Origin of the sequence: Mesorhizobium sp. L2C084A000, from assembly GCF_000502875.1 — a bacterium.
In the GTDB taxonomy this organism is placed as follows: domain Bacteria; phylum Pseudomonadota; class Alphaproteobacteria; order Rhizobiales; family Rhizobiaceae; genus Mesorhizobium.
Map to the genome: position 1 here is coordinate 1 of NZ_AYWX01000028.1, position 19,606 is coordinate 19,606.

The window sequence follows — 19,606 nt, forward strand, 5'->3', positions numbered from 1 at the left end:
GCTACAGCGCTATCGAGAGCGCGCTCGCGAGCGGCTTCGCTACCGCCGAGCTACACCACCTGTGGGGACGCGACGGACAGAGGAGTTCAATACGCTTGCACCAGCTATTCTGATCTCCTCCATGGGCATGGGATCCAGCCGAGCATGAGCCGGGTGGGGAACCCTTATGATAACGAACGCGCGGAAGCCTTCATGATAACCTTGAAGCAGGAAGAAGTCGCAGGATTGGCCTATCGCGATGCACCAGATGCGCGGCGACGTATCGCGAGCTTCATTGAAGATGTCTGCAATCGGCAACGGCTGCATTCAGCACTCGACTATCTCACCCCGGAAGAATACGAAAAGACCTTATCGACACCATCGGACAATGCCGCATTTGAACTCACGAGCATGAAATTGTCTCGCAATTTCTCTGTCTCACAATAGGGGTGCACTCCAATGCTGTCCGGCAATTAACGGAACCCTTGTCCGGCTTTTGCGATCCGCAGCTGGTGCCGTGGCTTAGTCGTTTCGATTGAGATAGGTATCAAGCTTCTTCGCCAGGACGCTCACATGCGGCGGAGCGACCATCGTATAGTGGTCACCGGGAACCTCGTGAATTTCCAGATGGCCTCGCGCGAATTGCTTCCAGCCAAGATCACCATCAGGTTGATTGGTCGATATGCGCAGTCCCTTCTTGGCCACAAAAAGAACGGACCTGCTGTCGTTGCGCCGAGGAACATAGTCACGCAGCGCAATTCTATTTGCCTCGGCAACCATCAGAAGATGATCGAGTTGCGTTTCGCTCATATCTGGGACATCGCCTGCTTGCCTTCCGAAATCGAGCAAGGCACTGACCTGACGCTCCCGTTTGGTGGGTTTCAGCTTTCGCCAATGTTTCTTCAGCGCAGGAAAAAGAAGGCTCAATGTGACCGCTTGCTGGCTCAGCCACTCCGGAATGGGGCTATTGCCAAGCAGGCCGTGATACCGGTCGCTTGTGTGATCTTCCTGCTTGTGAAGCGCTTTCGCATCGAGCAGACCAAGTATTGTTACCTCGTCACCGGTATCGCGCAATTGGCAGGCCATTTCCCAAGCAATGCTGCCGCCCATGGACAAGCCGACGATTTGATAAGGGCCGTGTGGTTGTACGCTTTTGATGGCCTCAATATATTCTCGCGCCATCACCGGAATGCTCAGGTGAGGTCTTGCCTCGCCGTTCAGACCGCGTGCCTGCAGGCCGAAGAGCGGCTGCTCCGGGCCTAGCGCCCTAGCAAGAGGCATATAAATGAACACTTGTCCGCCAATAGGGTGGGGGCAAAACAGAGGCGCGCGAGAACCTCCGGTCTGAATCGGTACTAATGCACTCCGACGCGCGCTTCCAAGGGTATTCGACAGGGCTATCGCGAGCCCTCCTGGTGTCTGATGTTCCAACAGCAGAGAGACAGCCAATCGCTCTCCCGTGAGGAGCTCGAGACGGTTGATGACGCTTAAGGCGCTCAATGAATCGCCACCAAGATCAAAGAAGCTGTCTGTCAGGGCAACGTCATCCAAGCCCAATATGTCCCGATAAGCCGCCGCAATTTGGCTGTCCAAAGCTGCGTCACCAGACATCTCTGCCACGATCAGACCGCGCGCTTCTTCGTTCCCGGCCGGGCTATCGACGGACATCACCGGAGTATTAGGTTGATTCAAATCCGCGTTTTGTCTGCGCTCATTGCTGGCGACCGCGTCAAACCAGTAACGCTTGCGATCAAAAGGATAGGGAGGGAGGGGCGTACGCTGCGGGGGTGGATGGCCGTGCAAGCCAGACCAGTCGATGCCAACCCCGCATGTCCAAAGCTTGCCAAGCGTCTGTAACAGCCTCGCGTGATCGCCTTGCCCTTCATCGTCTTCCGACAAGGCGGGAAAGGCGACAGGGCCGCCCAAGTCGCTCTTTGACATGAACTGCCTGGATTGTCTAGTTAGGGCTGCGCCAGGCCCCATCTCAATGAAAAACTCGTGGCCCGATTGCACCAGCCGACCGAAAGCCCGATGGAACTGCACTGTCTCGCGCAGATTGCGGACCCAGTAGCCGCCCTCAAGTGGCGCTTCCACCTCAAGCCAGTCACCCGTTACCGTTGACATGAAAGATATTTGCGGCGGGTCCAACTTGACCTGTGCTGCGTGAATCCTAAACTCTGGCAGGATTGGATCGAGCAGGGATGAATGCGCGGCATGACTTGCGCATATTCGTTTGCTCTCAATAGATTTCGCCTGCAGCTCCTCTTCAAACGCTGCGATCTTGGATGCGGGGCCCGACACGACACACTGACGCGGCCCATTTATAACCGCCAATGAAAGGTTTTCGTTCCAATAAGGCTGGAGCTCTTCGGGCGACAGGCCGACTGCAACAATGCCGCCAGCAGGCACTCGGGATGTTAACTGTCCCCGTATCAGTGTCAGTCGAATGGCATCGGCTAACGAAATGATGCCCGCAATATGAGCGGCTGCATACTCTCCGATGCTGTGGCCGATCACAGCTGCAGGGACAATGCCCCGCGAGATGAAGAGCTTCGCCATTGCATATTGGGTAGCAAAGATGACAGGTTGTATGACTGCTTCCAGCTGCGGCTCAAGCTCGCCATTAGATTTGCCTTCGCAGTAGAGCAGGGGGCGGAAATCAATATGTGCCAGCTCGTCAAGCCACTTTGCGCATTCATCGATAGCGCTGCGGAATACCGGCTCTTCTTCATAAAGCTCCCGACCCATTCCGTTCTGCTGCGCACCCTGGCCGGAGAACATGAACACGGTGCTGTGTTCACTACTTGCCACCTCTCGCGACGCGCCCGGCTGGAGTGCCGCCTGATCGAGTTGGTCGGCTAGTTCCGCTAGATCGAATCCCACGAAACTTGTGCGATACCTGAGAGCGGCTCGACCCTTTTGCAGCGTGTATGCGATATTTGCTCCGCTGTGCTGAATGTCGCTTCGGCGCATAAAGCCGGCCAGTCGCCGGAGCATTTCGGTCAGTGCCGACCTGCTTGCCCCCGATAGTGGAAAGACGTGCAGCCCACGACGGCCTTGCTCATCGGTTCGCGGTGGAGCCTCCTCGAGAATTATGTGCGCATTCGTGCCACCAATGCCAAATGAGCTTACCCCGCCGCGCCGCGGCTCACTACCCTTAGGCCAAGCGGTGCAGGACTTGTTTACGAACAAAGGGCTCTCCTGAAACTCAATATCTGGGTTTGGTTTTTCGAAATGCAGGCTGGCGGGAATGACGCCGCTGTTCAGCATTGTGGCGAGCTTGATCAATCCCGTTACACCCGCTGCGGCATCGAGATGGCCGATATTTGCCTTCACCGAACCTATTGCGCAGAATTGTTTCTTTGCGGTGTGGCAACGGAAAGCCTTGGTCAGGCCGGAGATTTCGATGGGGTCTCCAAGGTGAGTTCCCGTGCCATGCGCCTCCACATAACCGATAGAATCGGCGGAGACGGCAGCATCGGTGAGGGCAGCATGTATCACTGCAGCCTGTCCGTCGGCGCTGGGGGCGGTGAAGCCTACCTTGGCGGCGCCATCATTGTTGGTAGCCGTTCCCTTTATCACTGCCCAGATATAGTCGCCGTCTTTACGGGCGTCGCTCAGCCGCTTGAGAACGACGACCGCCGCTCCACTGCCTCTCACCGTTCCTTGTGCCTTAGCATCGAACGGACGGCAGTGGCCGTCGGGAGAAAAGATGTGGCTTTGTTGATGGAGATAGCCTTTTCCATGGGGCAGGGAAATCGATGCACCGCCTGCAAGGGCCATGTCGCACTCATTGCTGCGGAGGCTCTGGCAAGCGAGGTGGACAGCAACCAGTGAAGTGGAGCAGGCCGTCTGAACCGACACGGAGGGGCCGGTCAAGTTAAGCTTGTAGGCAATGCGCGTCGCCGTGAAATCGTGTCCATTAAGAATGCGGATCTGCAACTTTTCCGAATCCAGCAGGTCACGGCCTGCGTCACGTTCAGCGAGATAGTGGTTGGCCCCCACGCCGGCAAAGACACCGACTCGGCCCTCTGCGGTCTCGCGCGATCCGTATCCCGCATGGTCGAGCGCCTGATACGCGGTTTCCAGTAGGATCCGCTGTTGCGGGTCCATCCACGCTGCTTCCTTAGGCGAGACACCGAAAAACGCTGCATCAAATAGATCTACTCCGCTGATAACGGCTTCGCGCCTCACAAAATTAGGCTTGCAAAAGGTATTGGGATCAACGCCAGCTTCTCGCAATGTCTGTTCATCCAGATCTGCGATAGACTCTATGCCATTGACCAGATTGCGCCAGAATTGATCGACGTTTGCCGCTCCCGGGAACCTGCCCGCCATCCCGATGATCGCGACAGCATTGCGGTTCTGTGCGGGGTTGCTCTCGCTCGCGGCCAACCCAATTGGTTTCTTACGATACTGAGCGGGGCGCGGAGCGCGTGAAATCGCGGCCAAGTGCTCTGCCAGCGTCCTTATGGTGGGGTGCTCGAACAGATCCAGAATCTTGCAAACAATGCCCAAACGATCGTGTATACGCGCCTGAACCTGGACGATGGCCAGGGAATGTCCGCCAACATCGAAGAAATTGTCTTCAACGCCAACGGAGTCCAGCTTCAGCACGCCCTTCCAGATCTCAGCCACTTCCGTCTGCAACCTGCCAGTCGGAAAAGTTGCGGCCTTTGATTTCGAGGCGTTACCCGGCTTGGGAAGAGCGCGCCGATCGATCTTGCCGCTGCGATTGGTCGGTAGCTGCGGAAGGAACACGAACTGTGCGGGTATCATGTAGCCAGGCAGCGCGGCGCGCAGGAAAGCCTGAAGTTCATCGATATCCTCCGAACTTTCCGGTCGCCTCACCACATAGGCTGTCAGGCTCGCATTTTCGTCGAGACGGTCTGTCAGCGTGACGCAGCATGCTTTGACGTTTTCATGCTCCATCAGGCACCGCTCAATTTCGGCAAGTTCAACCCGCATGCCGCGAATTTTGATCTGACCGTCTTTGCGTCCCAGGAACTCAATCGTACCATCTGACCGACACCGGGCCAGATCCCCAGTTCTGTAGAGCCGGGATTGCGGCTCATCATCGAACGGATTTGGCCGGAAAAGCTCGCGCGTGAGTTCATCGTGATTGATGTAGCCGCGGGCTATGCCGACGCCCCCGATATAGAGCTCACCTATTGCGCCGACCGGCGCCAGATTACCATAGCGATCGAGGATGTACGCCTTGCTATTGATTGCGGGGTGGCCAATAGGTGGCTTTCGCCCGTCGGCTTTCACCTCGGTCCTTATGCAATAAACGGTCGTTTCGGTGGGTCCATAGGAATTGAAGATGCGGCGCTTCTCACCCCATCGCTCAATTAGGCCCGACGGCAAGGGCTCCCCACCTGACTTGATCACGGTGAGATCAGGAAGATCAGTCGACGGCAAGGAGGTCCAGGCTGTCGGCGTAAGGCCGGCAGCGGTAATTCGCTCACGGCGCATGAAATCGACAAGCTCTGCTCCGGGCAGCGAAGCTGATGGGGGCGCCAGGCACAATCGACCACCAGAAGATAAAGCCAGCATGAAATCAAACAGCGATGCATCAAATCCGCAGGAAGCGAACTGCAACACCCGGCCATCCGGCCCCAGCTGATAAGTGCGTCTTAGATCCTCTGCCATGTTGCAGGCGCTGCGATGTTCAATCATCACGCCTTTCGGCTGACCCGTGGAACCGGACGTATAGATCACGTAGGCTAGATCGGAGGGACCGGCGGAGCAATGCGGAGGCGTGACTTCATGCAGAGCAATCTCGGTGTCGTCCTTGTCGAGGAGAACCACCGCGCATCCATTCGCACTTTCAATGTTTAGCCCTGACAAGGATTTCCCGACCGTCTGCTCTTTAAGCTCCGTTTTGCTGATAACCGCAGTGGCGCCAGCGTCCTGCACCATGAAGCGTAGGCGGTGGGGTGGGAGTCGCGGGTCGAGAGGAAGATAGGCCGCCCCCGCCTTCAGGACCGCTAGAAAACCGATGATGAGATCGCACGAACGCTCAACGAGAACGCCGACCACGTCTCCAAGGCGGATACCTTTTGATATCAGATGACGGGCAAGCCTGTTTGCCTTTTGCTCAAGTACGGCATAGCTGAGTGCCTCCGATGGGCAGCTGACAGCGATATTGTCTGGGTAAACGGCAGCCTGCGCTTCGATCAGGTTGTGCAGGCAAATGTCGGACGGAAAACCTGCAGCTGTGTCGTTAAAATCATGCAGGAGCTGGTGCTCTTCCTCTGGCGTTAGAAGATTATAGTCGCCTATCCGTCGCGCTGGCGCATCCGCAATCGCCTCAAGCAACAAATGATAGTGCTTCGCCAGTCGTTCGATGGTGCTAGGATCCCACAAATCCGCATTGTATACGACCTGCAGGCAGACACTTTCTTTGCTGGCCAGGATTCGAAAATCAAGATCGATCCAGATATCGGTCTCGCAAAATCGGATTTGCGCAGGCAATCCGGAGAGGTCGACGTCGCATGGCGTGAAGCCAAGAGGACTCACTGCCTCCGGAGTAAAGTTGAAAACTGCTTGCGCTAGCGGATTGCGATCAGGTGCAGGGGGGAGCTTGAGCTTCTCCAGCAGCAGGGGAAGAGGAAAATACCCGTGGCTGCGCGCGCAGCGCATGAGTTGACGCACCCGCTGCAAATGGTCGAGGAAAATGGGATTTCCGGAAAGATCCTGCCGTAGGGCCGCCAGGGTCACATAGTAGCCGAAGGTCCCCGAAAAATTTCCTGCCGGACGACCCAGGCGTGGCACGTAAAGGGTGATGTCGTCCTGGTCGCCATAACGATGCAGCAGGACGTAATAGGCAGCAAGCAGCACGGTGGCGAGCGTCACTTTTTCTTTGTGCGCCAGTCGCTCCAAGCGCGCGACCAGCGGCATCTCAACATCCATGGAGAAAACTGACCCGGTGTGCGTGGCAAGTGCAGCTCGTGGTCTGTCGGTCGGAAGGGCCAGGTCAGGTTCAGGATCAACAAACTGGCTGCGCCAGTAGGCCCACATGCGTTCTCCGTCGTCGCCGGCAAGGAGGCGCTCTTGCCAGGCTACGAAGTCCTCGTAAGGAGCCACCGTGGTTAGATCCGGTATATACGTGTCGCCGCAGAATGCCTGGTAGAGCCTGCCGAACTCGTGCAGGAAGGTGCGAATGCTGTAGCCGTCGGAAATGATGTGATGGAAATTGAGGAGGAGAACCTCTTCCGTGGCACTGCTGATGAATAAGTGAGCGCGAAACACCGGCCCATGTTCCAGATCGAAAGGCGAGCGAGCTTCCGCTGCGATAGAGTGATGGAAGTCCGCCTCTTCGAGACCATGTAGCCGAACGACATGAAAACTCAGAGAGGCTGTCTCATGAATACGCTGAAGGACCTGCTCGCCTTTCTGGTGAAAGGTCGTGCGCAGCATTTCATGGCGGTCGATCAATGATTGGAGCGCGCGACGCAAGGCATCAATGTCGAACGGTGCCTTTATGCGCAGTTCGACTGGTAGATTGTATTCGCTGCCGGTCGGTCGTTTTTGATGATGTATCCAAAGGCCCATCTGGCCATGCGACAGCGGACGCGTAATGTGATCCATTGCTTTCTCCAGCCACGTAGTAGTGCGGAGAGCCTACCCGTCTTCTCTTGGAGACGGTTTGAATTTTCGGAGAATTGTCGTGTCGTTCATGTGAACCTGTCGTACACAGAATACATACTCAATCGAATTTAGAATTGCGGATGACGGGGAGATGAAAGGAAAATGACCTGATGGGATGGACGGCCTCCGCTCCCGGCATCGAGGTGCCATAGTGTGGCTGTCAAAAGTCACATAAGGGAGAGCCGTCCATCCCACAGGTCAAAATTCAAAAAAGAGTATCGAGGAGTATCAAGCCGTTGCGCGTTCGTTAAGGTGGCTACATATATCTTTACACATCGCGAGCCGTCATCAGTGTAGAAGTGACTCCTAGTTAGTAACGACCCGCGCCACTTAAGGCAGCTGAAGGGTGTGAACGGCGAGTGTGAACGACCTGACCGTTGTGCTGAGGCAGGAGCGTGTGGTGGAGCATGCTGCGATGCATGCATTCGAATAGGCAGACGGGCACAATCGACGTTTGGGTTTTCCAGCATTCACAGCTGACGATCCCAACGTTGCACATGCGCGAAGTTTTGAGTCCAGCTGAGCGGGAACGGGCAGAAAAAATTCGTCACATGGATATACGTCTTTCATATCTTCAGGCGAAGTGCGCTTTTCGAATCATCCTTTCTGCGCACTTGCATGTCCCGCCGAGAGATCTCCAGATAACCGTTTCGCGTTTCGGCAAGCCCCGATTGCCGGCGCACGATATTGAAGTGAGCCAGTCTCATAGCCACGATTGGTCCGCCGTCGCCGTATCAGCCTTGGGCTTGGTTGGGATAGATATTGAGCGTTGGCGCCCCCTGGCAAATTGCCGCCAGTTGGCTTGCCATATTATGACCGACCATGAGGCAAGGGTTTTTGAAGACATTCCGAACGAGCTGTCTGTGCGAAACTTCTTGGAGCTGTGGACCAGAAAAGAGGCCGTGCTGAAATGCGCGGGTCTTGGTCTCCGCCAAGACCCGCGTGGCCTCCATACGGGCTGGTATGAGCCAGCCGTGCAATTTGGTGACCTGCAATATTACCTCAACGCACTCCCGGTCTGCGGGCAATTGGTAGGGCATTTAGCATCGCATGCTCCCCAAAAGATCATTATGCGCAGCCTGCCATCACAATTGAACGCTTGGTAATGTGCGTCCTGCGGCCGCGTTTCTAGATGGGGTGGATGCCAGCCTTCTCCGACGGCATCGCAATGTGCCAAGTTTGTGGTGTTAGCGCCACGCAAGGAGAGGCAGGCATCCATGGAAAAGGTTACCATCATCGGGGTCGATCTGGCAAAGAACGTCTTCCAACTGCACGGGGCGGCAGCTGACGGATCAGTCGTATTTCGCAAGAAGCTGTCGCGCTTGCAGTTTTGCAAATTCATGGCAGGTCATCCGGGTAAGCGGGCAGCTGAGGCCGTTCAGCTCTGGTACCTCCAGGGCATGAGGGCGTCGATATCGCTGTTTGGCCAGCCATTGGCGATGCGCTCGAGGGTCTGGGTGAGCCAGGCGTGCGGGTCGACCTGGTTCATCTTGGCGGTGGCCAGCAGCGTGGCGATGGTGGCCCATGTCCGTCCGCCGCCGTCGCTGCCAGCGAAGAAGCGTAAGCGCTCATTTCCCCGCACGTGGACGGCCCTTGCAACAGCTGATCGCTTTCAGACGGACGCGTCGGGTCAGGCTGCGGCGGCTTTGAGGAAGTTGAAGGGCAGGAGATCGTCGATAGCCACGTTCTCGGGGCGCTGAGGCAGTTCAGTGAGGACGTGGCGCAACCACGCTAACGGCTCGACGCCACAGGCGCGGCAGGTCAACATCAGGCTGTAGATGACGGCGCTGGCCTTGGCTCCGTCGATAGTATCGCTGAACAACCAACTCTTCCTGCCAGTTGCAAAAATCCTGATGTCGCGCTCGAGAAGATTGTTGTCGATCGGCATGCTGCCGTCCTCGGTGTAACGCATCAGATATCCCATTGGTTCAGGGTGTAGGACACGGCGTCGCCGAGCTTGCTGTCCGGCAAGACTTTTGGGGCGATGTCGTCGAGCCATGCCTTAAGAGCATTGAGGATGGGGACACTATGTTGCTGGCGGAAGCGGCGAATGCAGTGATCTCGCGTTTCGCCCTTGTCCGGTTTTTCGTTCCGCGCCTGCCTTTCAACCCGATAGAGCTGTTCGAAGAAGCGGAGCGCCTGTTCCGGCGGGCCGCCGCCTTTCTTCCTCGCCTTTAGGGCATCGACGAAGCGCGCCTCGAATGGGCCATGCATCCAATATGCGTTGCCCCCTCCAGCGTGCGCCAGGCGGAATAGCCATCGCTCATCACTATGCCGTGGTAATGGCCGAGGAAGGCCTGCGGGTGTATCTGGCCGCGGCCCGGCTGATAATCGAGCAGCACGATCGGCTCGTCACTGTCCTGGCCGCTCCGGTAAGCCCACATGTACGAGGTGCTGGCGGCCGCTCTGTCCATTTCCTTCAGCACCTGGACCGTGGTCTCGTCACCATGGATGAGGGGCTGCGATCTGAGCCGCAGCTTCAGCGCGTCATAGATGCGGGAGAGATGCTTTTCGCTCGAGCCGATCACCCAGTGGCCCAGAGCGCCTCGGCTGACAGGAACGCCGGCGCGCTTGAATGCCTGCGCCAGGCGGTAGAGCGGTGTGCCGTCGAGATTCTTATGACGAGCGCGAAGGCCAGCGTCGAGGCCGTGGCGATGCTGCCCGGCAAATGCGCGGACATCGGCGCGATCACGACCGGCGTGCTGATCCCGGTGCGGTCGCATGACGGCAGGCACACTTGAACCGCACATTCTGCAGGACCTTCGCCTTCACCTCGATATGAAGCTGCTCGGTAATGGTCTCGCCCATGCGATGCAACTGGTGACGGCAGCAAGGACAGACCTTCTGATCGTCGGGAAGGTCATACTCGACACGCTCGCGCGGCAGGTTTTCCGGCAAGGCCTTGCGGCCGCGCTTCTTTCCCGTCGCCCCTTCGGTCGCCGGCAAGCCCGTGTCCGGCAGGACAACGACATCGCCATCTTCGCCGTCGGCGGCGTCCTCATCCGCAGCCTGTTCGGCTTCATTGAAGAGGCGGTCAATGTGCTTTTCGCTCTTCGGCGCAAAACGATGCAGTCGTGCAAGCGCCAGCTCTTCCTCGAGTTTGACGACCCGTTCGGCGAGTTGACGGTTCTGCCCCTGCAGCGCAGCAATGCGCGCCGTCAACTCTTCAACAGTCGGTTCGCCGGGTCGATTCATCAGATTCTTGAATCGAAAGCATGCCGTGGCGTCAACCGCTCAATTCGAGAGCCCTCAACCGACAACCTGATATTGCCGCACCGGATGGCGGACCATCGCATCGATGTCGATGCCATTGAGGATCCAGTGCAATTGCTCGGCGTAAGCGTGACCACCGCTGCCTCCCGGCGCGGCCAACGGAACCTGTCCTCGGTCAGCCGCTTCAGGACCAGCACAAAGCCCGAGCGATCGAAGATCAGGAGCTTCATCCGGTCGCGACGGCGCTTGCAGAACGCAAAAACCGCCGGAGCAAACGGATCGAGCGCCATCGTCTCCTGGACCAGGACCGCAAGGCTGTTGATGCCGGCCCGGAAGTCGATCGGCTCGCGGTGCAGTAGACTTTCAGGTCAGCGCCCAGTCTGAACATGACCCAGTGCTCCGATGGTCGCCGTCAACGCATCCACATCACCGCATTCCAGCGTCAACGTCACGCCGTTCGGCAGTGACGCGCTCACCTTGGCTGGAGAGGAAAAAGGCGCAGTCCTTTTCGATGCCGACCAACGCACCCCATCGCAAGTCCCCGGCAAAGCCACCGCAGCCATGCTGCTCTGTCGCAGCAAGGCCCGATCGGAAGTGCTTTCAATCTGAACCGGGATGAACGCCGATGGTGAGGGCGGCGGGAGGGACTGGGTCTCCGCGCGCTTCTTTATCCACTTCCGAAGAAGGTTCGCATTGACCCCATGTTCGAGCGCGAGCCTCGATACCGACACGCCAGGCTCAAGGCAGGCCGAGACAAGACGCTCCTTCGATGCACGGTCGTATCGGCGTCGCCCGTTCCGACCGACAAGCCTTACCAGCATTTTCTGATCATCTTCTTCCATCACAAGGTGTCCACCTATTTTGGTGGACACCTTGTGCATCAGAGCACTCAACAGCAAAAGGTGCGGGGAAATTCGCGCTTACGAAGAGGCTGTTCTTTCGCGTAATTGTCTGGGGCCTGATGGCACGCTCGACGGCGTTGGAGTCGAGCTCGATGCGGCCGTCGACGAGGAAGCGCTCAAGCGCGGCACGCCGGCCAAGTGCATAGCGGATCGCCTCGGCGGGCTTCGATTTGCCCGACAGCTTCGGCAGCTCCTTTTCCCACAGCTTGAAGAGCGCGACCAAGATGGCGGCGGATTTCTCCTGACGCGCCATCACTCGGGCTGCGGGGTCGTGACCGCGGACGGCCTCCTCGACGGCCCACAGCGGAGCCATATGCGCCACCGTCTGCGAGGCGATGGTGAACGAGCCCGCGGCATGCAGTTCGTAGAACTTGCGCCGCACGTGTGACCAACAGGCCGCCAGCGTCACAGCGTCATTGGCCCGATCGGGCTTGGCCAGCCGGTTATAGGCGGCATACCCGTCGACCTGCAGGATGCCGCGATAGCCGTCCAGATGGCGGGCAACACATTCGCCGGCGCGGCTGTCCTCGAAGCGATAGACAACGATGGGCGGTCCGCTGCCGCCAAAGGGCCGATCATCGCGCAGATAGGTCCACAAATAGGCCGTCTTGGCCTTACCCGATCCCGGTGCCAGCGTTGGCAGCGTGGTCTCATCGGCAAAGACCCGCTGGCCCTGCTTGATGCGGGTCAGTGCGTACGCGGCGAGCGGCTCAAGCTCGAAGCCGACCTTGCCCATCCACTGCGCCATCTGCGAGCGGCCGATCTCGACCTGGTCGCGGGGCATAGATCGCTTCCTGCCGGTAGAGCGGCAGCCCATCGGCATATTTCGACACCGCGATCTGCGCCAGCAGCGCTTCGGTCGCAATGCCGCTTTCGATGATACGGGCGGGAGCGGCTGCCTGGATAACGCCGTCCCAGCCCTTGTAGGCATATTTGGGGCGACACGTGACGATCACCCGGAACTTCGCCGGGGTGACATCGAGCCGCTCGGAGACGTCCTCTCCGATCAGGATCTTTTCCAGTCCTTCGCAGCCAGCGGGAGTTTCGGGCTCGATAACCACCTCGACCCGTTCGAGATGGGCCGCAAGCCTTTGCGAGGGCGCGCGGCGCGCTTCGCTTTCGAGCCGCCCGCAGCCCTTTCCATCTGCGCTTCGATGGCCGCCACGCCGGTTTCGATTTCGTCGAAGACGAGCGCATACTGCTCCTCGGTCAGCGTGCCGGTCCGCAACCTTTCGGAGCGGCTGCCGAAGCGCGATCGCTCCAGCATCTTCACGACCGCCGTCAGTCGTGCGATCCGCTCCTCGGCGCTCTTGTTGACCAACTCGAGATGCGTGTTGTGGGCTTCGAGATCGGCATTGCGCTGTTCCAGACCGGCGGCTTTTTCGGCCATGGCAACAACCATCGCCTTGAGCGCGTCAACGTCGTCCGGGAGCGCAAGATCGGGTGCCGACATGGCCCAAATCAGAGCATATTCGCGGGCGATTTTCCCGCCTTTTCAGCCCCCTAATTCATCATGCCGCAGGGTTTTACCCAACCGATTGCGGCCGCCTGACGGTCTCTGTCCGCACCCGTTTCCAGTCCATTCCGTCGACCAAGGCCATGAGCTGGGCATGATTGAGCTGAACCCGGTGATGACCGATCCGCGGCCAGCAGAACTTCGCCTTTTCAAGTCGCTTCAAATAGAGGCACACGCCAGAGCCGTCCCACCAAACGATCTTGATCCTGTCGGCTCTTTTCGCACGGAAGACGTAGAGCGCACCGTTGAACGGATCCGAGCCGGCATCCCGCACCAGCGCAAGCAGGCCATCGATACCTTTTCGGAAGTCCACCGGGTGGCTGGCAAGATAAACCTTCACCCCTGCCGGGATCATGCTGAGCGCACCGCCCGCAAAACACGCCGCAGATGGTCCTCGCACACAGTCGCACCGGCCCGGACCGTCATGCCATTGACGTCAATCTCAATGGTTCGAAAATGGTGAGCCTGAAGCCTCCCAAGGCTGGCCTCCTCATCCTTGCCGGCGCGTTCCACCTCCGTCTTGGGCGCCGCAGCCCGCCAGCCGAACAATTGCGATGGGCTGATCCCAATCTCCCGAGCCAGGGCCGAAATATTGGCGCCAGGTTCAGAGCTCCTTGCCACCATCTCGGTCTTGAACGCAGCCGACCATCGCCGCCTCCGCGCGACCGGGGCACCCTCGAAGCGATCCGCAACCGCCTCAATCAATTGAAAGCTTCTATCCGCAGGCATAGGCGCAGACATAGAAATTGACACTGAAAGCTCCTCGGCTACTTCAGTGTCATCATCGCCGCCGCATACTTGCTGCGCCAGATGGGGTGGCCTTCCCGCTTACGTTGAACGGAGTATCAAGCGTAAATCAATGGATGCCGACCGCGATGTTATGCGCTCGCTAGAACTTGAAACGAAGTCTCGGCGGCAAAACGCCTCCCGCGCAAGGCCTAACAGTTATGGAAGAGGCGGGCCGCAGAACGGTCCAGACAAGCTCTTCGTTAGCCCCAGTGCCTGCCGCTCGAACAGGCGTCGGTAGATGCCGCCGTCCAAGCTCATCAGCGTCGCATGGTCGCCTTCCTCCATTATGCGGCCGCGGTCGAAGACGAACAGCCGGTCAAGCGCGCGCACTGTCGAGAGCCGGTGCGCGATGATAAGCGTCGTGCGGCTGACCATAAGCCGCTCGATCGCTTTCTGAATCAGCATCTCCGACTCCGAATCGAGGCTTGATGTCGCCTCGTCGAGGATCAGGATCGGCGCGTTGGCCAAAAAGGCGCGTGCGATCGCCACCCGCTGGCGTTCTCCGCCGGAAAGCTTCACGCCGCGTTCGCCCACCAGCGTGCCATAGCCCTTCGGTAGGCGCGCAATGAACTCATGCGCGCTGGCGAGCCGCGCCGCTTCCTCGATCTCGGCCTGGCTGACGCCAGGCTGGCCATAGGCGATGTTATCGGCGAGCGACCGGTGGAACAGGATGGGCTCCTGCTGCACGATCGCGATCTGCGAGCGCAGCGAGGCTTGCGTCACATTCGAGATATCTTGCCCGTCGATCAGGACCCGGCCACCACTCACATCGTAGAGCCGCTGGATGAGCTTTGCGTAGGTGGTCTTGCCGGACCCGGAGGGGCCAACCAATCCAACCCGCTCGCCGGCCTTAATAGACACCGAGAAATCGTTATAGAGCCGCAACCGGTGGTCGCCATAGTGGAAATGGACATTCTCAAAGTCGATCTGGCCTTTCGTGATCCGGATCGGTTTGGCCTCCGGACGGTCGGCGACGCCGAGCGGTTGGCTCTGAATATCGACCAACTCCTCCATGTCATTGACCGAGCGCTGGACGCTACGGACGTGCGTGCCCAGATCGCGCAGATAGCTATGTAGCACTAAGAAGGAGGTGAGCAAGAAGGCAACATTACCTTGGGTAGCTTGGCCGCGTGACCACAGAAGCAGCGCATAGCCGATTACTGCGGCCCTGAGCGCAACCAGGGTCATGCCCTGGATCGTGCTACTGATCGTTCCGCGCACCCAGGTTCGGCGCGTGCGATGCTTCCACTTGGCGATGAACTTAGCGAGACGCTTGTCTTCCCGCACCTCGGCCCCGAAGCCCTTGACGACCGCGTTGCAGCTGATTGCGTCTGCGAGCGCACCGCCAAGCCGGCTATCCCAGCTGTTGGCAAGGCTCGCCGCCGGGGCGACATAGCCGAGCGATAGCATGATCGTCATCACACAATAGACGAGGGAGCCGCAGGCGATGATCAGGCCCATGCCCGGCCAGTACCAGCCTAGCAGCGCGGTCGAACCTACGAACATGATGAGTGACGGGAACAACAAGATTAAGATCGTGTCGTTCAGGAGGTCGAGCGCGCGCGCGCCGCGCGTGATCTTGCGCACCGTCGAGCCGGCAAAACTTTTCGCATGCCAGTCACTTGAAAAACGCTGGACGCGATGGAAAGCGTCGCTCGTGATGTCGGATGTCATCTTTAGCGTCAGGTCGACGATGCCGATGAAAGCGATGTGGCGCATGACCATGGCGGCGAGTGCCAACGCGACCAACATAAAAAAGGCTGCAAGGGCTCCATCCCAGGCTGTTGCTTCCGCGGCAGCACCACGGCTAACAGCATCGATGAGCTGGCCCGAGTAGAGCGGCGTCAGCACGTCAGCCATTGTGGAGGCGAGCATCGCGGTCATGATTATCGCGAGACGGGCAGGCTGCTTGCCCCAGTGGTGGGCGGTGAAAGCGAGCACGTCGCGAAAAGCGCCGCCTTCGATAGGTAAACGATGCATGATCCTATACGAGCGAACCAAAATGCTCGGTATCTGACGCGGACTTGACATGCTGCCTTCCTTCGTTCCGTCAAGGAGATGTCACCTAGGACACCACTATCGGCCGGCGGCTCCTGCCGCCTTACGGCGAAGGAAGTTCAAAAGTCGTGCCAACTGCACAAGAAAGAGAGCTGAAGAAATTACTCGAATGATTCAATGGATTAACTAAGAGTGCAGTAGGCCAGGCCGAACACCACCGTGTCGTGGACTAGACAGATCCGACAGCACGGATCGGTCGCTCGACTTCCTCAAATTGCTCGGCCCGGCCTGCATTTTCCCAACATGTGCGCAAAGCCGATCTAGGAAGGCGCGCCGATGACCGCGCCCACTCGAGCCGCCTAATCTGTGGTACACGATCGCCAAGATCGCCGGAGTGATGCGGTGCCACTACCGTCATCAGTTCGAGAGTAGCTTCATCTCGACTATGCCGAAAAACTTGTACGGGCCGAATGACAATTTCGACCCGCTTTCGAGCCATGTGGCGGCGGCGGCGATCCAAAGATCGCCGACGCCGGGAGGAAATCGCGTCACGATCCATGAAGTTCCTGTGGGTAGGTTGCAAGGGCAACTCGGACGCCATCGATCGACTTATCGCTAGTGTTGCAACCAGGTTCGAATATCGCCTGGCCGGCAAAGTAGAAAGGTTGGCAAGGGCAATTCGCAGGGCAGAATTTAGAAACGCGGCAGTGCCGTGCTTCTCGGCGCCGACGTGAGCGCCCGATCGGGCGTACGCTGGTCAGGGTTGCGCAGCCCGATCGGGCGCGCCTTAGCCAAGCTCCTCGGCTTTAGATCCCATGAGGAGTGAACAGCGGCCGGCGCTCTGTCAGGGTGAGGCTGCATCGAAGCAGTCACTCAACAGGAGATCGCAGTGGAGAATGTGTCCGCCCAACCTGGAGCCCCAAACGCCGTCCGTGTCGACCTTGGAGCGATTTTTGTTTCCCTGGAATTGAGCCGCTCGACCTGGCTCGTTACATCGTTGTCGCCGGGCAGCGGCGAAAAGATGTCGAAGCGTGCGGTAGATGGCGGCGATATTGCCGGACTGATCAGCCTGTTCGAAGACCTTCGGAAGAAGGCGCAGTCGCGGACAGGGCGATTGTTCCCTATCGTGACCATTCAGGAGGCTGGTCTTGACGGCTTTTGGATTCATCGGGTTCTGGAAGCCAATGGGTTTGAGAGCCACGTTGTCGATGCGGCCTCTATCGCAGCGTCCCGCCGCCGCCGACGCGCGAAGACGGACAAGATCGACGGGGAGGCATTGGTTCGGGCGCTCCTTGCCTTCAAACGCGGCGAACCGCGCGTATGTGCGATGGTGAAGGCGCCAAGTCCGGATGACGAAGACCGGCGTCGCATTTGCAGGGAACGCAAGGTCCTGATTGCGGAACGGGTGGAGCACGTCAATCGTATCAAGGGCCTGCTATTTGCCCAAGGCATCAGCGGCTACGAGCCGCTTCGGAAGGATCGGCGCAAACGGCTCGGCGGTCTGGCGACCGGCGATGGCCGTCAGTTGCCTCGGCACCTAAAGGCTCAAATAGACCGTGAGCTCGATCGCCTTGAACTGTTGCTTCAGCATATCGCCGCAGTGGAAGAGGAGCGCGATGCAATGATGTCCGCCACAAAGGAAGCCCCACATCCAGCGTCTGGACCTGCGGCCATGCTGGGTGCTCTCAAAGGGATTGGATCCGAGTTCGCCGCTATCCTCTGGGCCGAAGGGTTCTCTCGCCATTTTGACAACCGACGCCAAGTCGCCGCCTACGCAGGGTTGGCGCCGACGCCGTGGCAAAGCGGAACAATTGATCGTGAGCAAGGCGTATCGAAAGCAGGCAATCCGCGGCTGCGCACGACAATGATCCAGCTCGCATGGCTGTGGCTGCGCAACCAGCCGCATTCAGCGCTCAGCCGTTGGTTTGTACAGCGGGTTCAATCGAATGGGGGCCGGCTGAAACGAAGCACGATCGTTGCCCTGGCGCGTAAGCTGCTGGTGGCGCTGTGGAAGTACGCGGCGCTCGGCATCGTGATCGAAGGGGCCATTATGAAGAACGCGTGAAGGCCAACCGGAACCCAGAACAGCAATCTCCCAGGGCTGATCAACCCTGGCGGATCCAGGTGAGCGAACCGCCTCAAAGTTTGGCTTAAAATGCCGCGCTTTAGAATGGACTCGTTCTCCTGAGCCTTTGCCGCAACGCAAGCGGGATAGTGGTGCAGCCTAACAAGACGGCGACCGTATGTGAGTTTGAAACGGCAACGGAAACGTGCCGCGTCGAGCGAAACGGCTCAGACCATGGATACCGATGAAACACCCGAAAGGCTTCACCATGCACAAATGAAATAGCCTTGACGCATTACTCCTCATGTGAGCTTTGAGTGCCGGACTGGACGTCTACTCCGCAGCCAACAGCGCCGCCAATACCTGTTCCGCCGGACGATGACAGCTGGACCGTTCATGAAATCCGTCCTGCGGCCCTGATTGCGTCTCGCGTAAAATGGCACGCGGTTATGCAGCGGGCGCAATCACGGTGCACTTCGACGCCGCCGCTCAGCCCACGTCGCCTGCACGACCGTCGGCTTCGTCACAGGGGTTGGAACCCTCGGGCTTCATAGCGAAAACCCGGATGCGCAGGACAAATGCGTGCGGCAAGTCCTTCCCTCCGCCGGCTTCCTTGCCAAAGCGGAACGCGGTCGCATCGCTCCACATGCGATGCAGGATGACGGCGAGCTTGCGGGCAAACGCGACCCGGGCTATCGCCATACCGCGCCGTTTGGCGACATTCATGCCCCATGCCCTGAGGCTCGACCATTTCTTGCTGAGCACGAGCAGCGAATGCGCCGCCTCATAGAGGGCCGCGAGGGCGAGTTCGTCGCCGCATCGGCAGACCTTGCCCTGAATGTCCGTTCACCGGTTTGATAACGTGCCGGGGTCAAGCCCAGATGCGCGCCCACATCCCGTGACCGGCGAAAGCGGTCCGGCTGATCGATCGTGGCACTGAAGGCGAGCGCGGTGATCGGCCCTGATCCCACGTCATAATGCCCATCTCGCTAAGTCATTTAGAGACGGCACGTGTCGGCGTGCTCGATCAGATGCGACTGTTCGATATCCTGTCGTTTGATGACCCAGGTGCGCCTTTGCAATATTGCTCGGCGGGGATGATGCCGGCACGAATCCGGCGAAGGACCGTCGCGGAGCTCAGATTGAGCATCCTGGCGGCTTCAGTCAACGTGACTTCGCCGCGCGCGGCCAATTCGCCATCCTTGTAGACCGCGATGCCGTGCGTGTTGCGTAAGCCCCGCAAACTCGACTGCGACCATCCATTCGATTGACCTGTCCGCTTTCCTGCCCGGTTGAGTAGTCCGGCAAAGGCCTTGTCCGATATCAGTCGTGCACAGGCGCGGATCAACTCTACGTCTCCGGCTCGACCGACCACCGCGTTTGACCCCGCCGGTTCTTTCTCACCGCAGGCGGGTATGATCGCCGCCTGCCAATGCAACAACAAATGAATCTGGTCACCCTCGACGTGTTCCACGACCTGCGCAACACGAC

Annotated in this window: 12 protein-coding genes and 6 pseudogenes; 5 read left to right on the forward strand and 13 right to left on the reverse strand. The window is 58.8% G+C overall.

Annotation, left to right across the window (positions count from 1 at the left end):
• Positions 1–426, forward strand: a 426-nt coding sequence (locus X735_RS1000000168360; RefSeq protein ID WP_155930637.1) for an integrase core domain-containing protein, incomplete at its 5' end; no start/stop codon positions are given.
• A gap of 75 nt (positions 427–501) precedes the next feature.
• Here the strand turns inward: X735_RS1000000168360 and X735_RS136730 are convergent.
• Positions 502–7,572 carry a hybrid non-ribosomal peptide synthetase/type I polyketide synthase gene (locus X735_RS136730; RefSeq protein WP_031213942.1) on the reverse strand — a complete coding sequence of 2,357 codons (7,071 nt, stop codon included), beginning with the start codon at positions 7,570–7,572 and terminating at the stop codon, positions 502–504.
• Between the two features lie 557 nt (positions 7,573–8,129).
• Here X735_RS136730 and X735_RS1000000168365 point away from each other — a divergent pair.
• Both X735_RS1000000168365 and X735_RS1000000170100 read left to right on the forward strand, forming a co-directional pair.
• Positions 8,130–8,738 (forward strand): 4'-phosphopantetheinyl transferase superfamily protein, encoded by a 609-nt coding sequence (locus X735_RS1000000168365; protein ID WP_196815371.1) that lies wholly within the window; start codon positions 8,130–8,132, stop codon positions 8,736–8,738.
• 111 nt (positions 8,739–8,849) lie between these two features.
• Positions 8,850–8,954: pseudogene (locus tag X735_RS1000000170100) on the forward strand (IS110 family transposase); the annotation flags it as partial.
• A 56-nt stretch (positions 8,955–9,010) separates the two neighbouring features.
• Here the strand turns inward: X735_RS1000000170100 and X735_RS1000000169115 are convergent.
• From X735_RS1000000169115 to X735_RS136710, 10 genes and pseudogenes are all read right to left on the reverse strand, one after another.
• Positions 9,011–9,187, reverse strand: a pseudogene (locus X735_RS1000000169115) (transposase domain-containing protein); the annotation flags it as partial.
• 75 nt (positions 9,188–9,262) lie between these two features.
• Positions 9,263–9,400 carry a transposase domain-containing protein gene (locus tag X735_RS1000000170460; protein ID WP_348625608.1) on the reverse strand — a complete coding sequence of 46 codons (138 nt, stop codon included), beginning with the start codon at positions 9,398–9,400 and terminating at the stop codon, positions 9,263–9,265.
• A pseudogene (locus X735_RS1000000170465) lies at positions 9,400–10,382 on the reverse strand (IS66 family transposase). Before X735_RS1000000170465 ends, X735_RS1000000170460 begins: the two are co-directional and overlap by 1 nt.
• On the reverse strand, positions 10,321–10,827 hold the full coding sequence (locus X735_RS1000000170470; protein WP_348625607.1) for an IS66 family transposase zinc-finger binding domain-containing protein: 507 nt from the start codon (positions 10,825–10,827) through the stop codon (positions 10,321–10,323). Before X735_RS1000000170470 ends, X735_RS1000000170465 begins: the two are co-directional and overlap by 62 nt.
• On the reverse strand, positions 10,827–11,135 hold the full coding sequence (gene tnpB / locus X735_RS0135435) for an IS66 family insertion sequence element accessory protein TnpB (RefSeq protein ID WP_031213946.1): 309 nt from the start codon (positions 11,133–11,135) through the stop codon (positions 10,827–10,829). Before tnpB (X735_RS0135435) ends, X735_RS1000000170470 begins: the two co-directional genes overlap by 1 nt.
• A gap of 78 nt (positions 11,136–11,213) precedes the next feature.
• Positions 11,214–11,687 carry a transposase gene (locus tag X735_RS1000000168375; RefSeq protein ID WP_196815372.1) on the reverse strand — a complete coding sequence of 158 codons (474 nt, stop codon included), beginning with the start codon at positions 11,685–11,687 and terminating at the stop codon, positions 11,214–11,216.
• Positions 11,674–13,200: pseudogene (locus X735_RS01000000166505) on the reverse strand (IS66 family transposase). Before X735_RS01000000166505 ends, X735_RS1000000168375 begins: the two are co-directional and overlap by 14 nt.
• A gap of 73 nt (positions 13,201–13,273) precedes the next feature.
• The gene (gene tnpB, locus X735_RS136720) at positions 13,274–13,618 is read right to left on the reverse strand and encodes an IS66 family insertion sequence element accessory protein TnpB (RefSeq protein WP_023814263.1); all 345 of its coding nucleotides are present in this window, start codon (positions 13,616–13,618) and stop codon (positions 13,274–13,276) included.
• Positions 13,615–13,968, reverse strand: a complete 354-nt coding sequence (locus X735_RS136715; RefSeq protein ID WP_196815373.1) for a transposase — start codon at positions 13,966–13,968, stop codon at positions 13,615–13,617. Before X735_RS136715 ends, tnpB (X735_RS136720) begins: the two co-directional genes overlap by 4 nt.
• 240 nt (positions 13,969–14,208) lie before the next feature.
• The gene (locus X735_RS136710) at positions 14,209–16,032 is read right to left on the reverse strand and encodes an ABC transporter ATP-binding protein (protein ID WP_023814265.1); all 1,824 of its coding nucleotides are present in this window, start codon (positions 16,030–16,032) and stop codon (positions 14,209–14,211) included.
• 376 nt (positions 16,033–16,408) lie between these two features.
• On the opposite strand from X735_RS136710, the pseudogene X735_RS1000000168380 reads away from it, so the two are divergent.
• Both X735_RS1000000168380 and X735_RS136705 read left to right on the forward strand, forming a co-directional pair.
• Positions 16,409–16,669 (forward strand): annotated as a pseudogene (locus tag X735_RS1000000168380) (NAD-dependent epimerase/dehydratase family protein); the annotation flags it as partial.
• Positions 16,670–16,948: 279 nt separating this feature from the next.
• Entirely contained in the window at positions 16,949–18,115 is a 1,167-nt protein-coding gene (locus X735_RS136705) for an IS110 family transposase (RefSeq protein ID WP_031213952.1), read from the forward strand.
• Between the two features lie 609 nt (positions 18,116–18,724).
• Here X735_RS136705 and X735_RS1000000168385 read toward each other — a convergent pair.
• A pseudogene (locus tag X735_RS1000000168385) lies at positions 18,725–19,077 on the reverse strand (transposase); the annotation flags it as partial.
• Between the two features lie 65 nt (positions 19,078–19,142).
• The gene (locus tag X735_RS1000000169120; RefSeq protein ID WP_023814269.1) at positions 19,143–19,589 is read right to left on the reverse strand and encodes a helix-turn-helix domain-containing protein; all 447 of its coding nucleotides are present in this window, start codon (positions 19,587–19,589) and stop codon (positions 19,143–19,145) included.
• Positions 19,590–19,606: the final 17 nt, after the last annotated feature.

Excerpts from the sequence above, each read along its gene's own strand:
- tnpB (WP_023814263.1), bottom strand. The coding sequence starts at position 13,618 with ATGATCCCGGCAGGGGTGAAGGTTTATCTTGCCAGCCACCCGGTGGAC.
- X735_RS1000000168365 (WP_196815371.1), top strand. The coding sequence starts at position 8,130 with ATGCGCGAAGTTTTGAGTCCAGCTGAGCGGGAACGGGCAGAAAAAATT.
- X735_RS1000000170460 (WP_348625608.1), bottom strand. The coding sequence starts at position 9,400 with ATGTTGACCTGCCGCGCCTGTGGCGTCGAGCCGTTAGCGTGGTTGCGC.
- X735_RS1000000170470 (WP_348625607.1), bottom strand. The coding sequence starts at position 10,827 with ATGAATCGACCCGGCGAACCGACTGTTGAAGAGTTGACGGCGCGCATT.
- X735_RS1000000168375 (WP_196815372.1), bottom strand. The coding sequence starts at position 11,687 with ATGGAAGAAGATGATCAGAAAATGCTGGTAAGGCTTGTCGGTCGGAAC.
- X735_RS136730 (WP_031213942.1), bottom strand. The coding sequence starts at position 7,572 with ATGGATCACATTACGCGTCCGCTGTCGCATGGCCAGATGGGCCTTTGG.
- tnpB (WP_031213946.1), bottom strand. The coding sequence starts at position 11,135 with ATGGCGCTCGATCCGTTTGCTCCGGCGGTTTTTGCGTTCTGCAAGCGC.
- X735_RS136710 (WP_023814265.1), bottom strand. The coding sequence starts at position 16,032 with ATGCATCGTTTACCTATCGAAGGCGGCGCTTTTCGCGACGTGCTCGCT.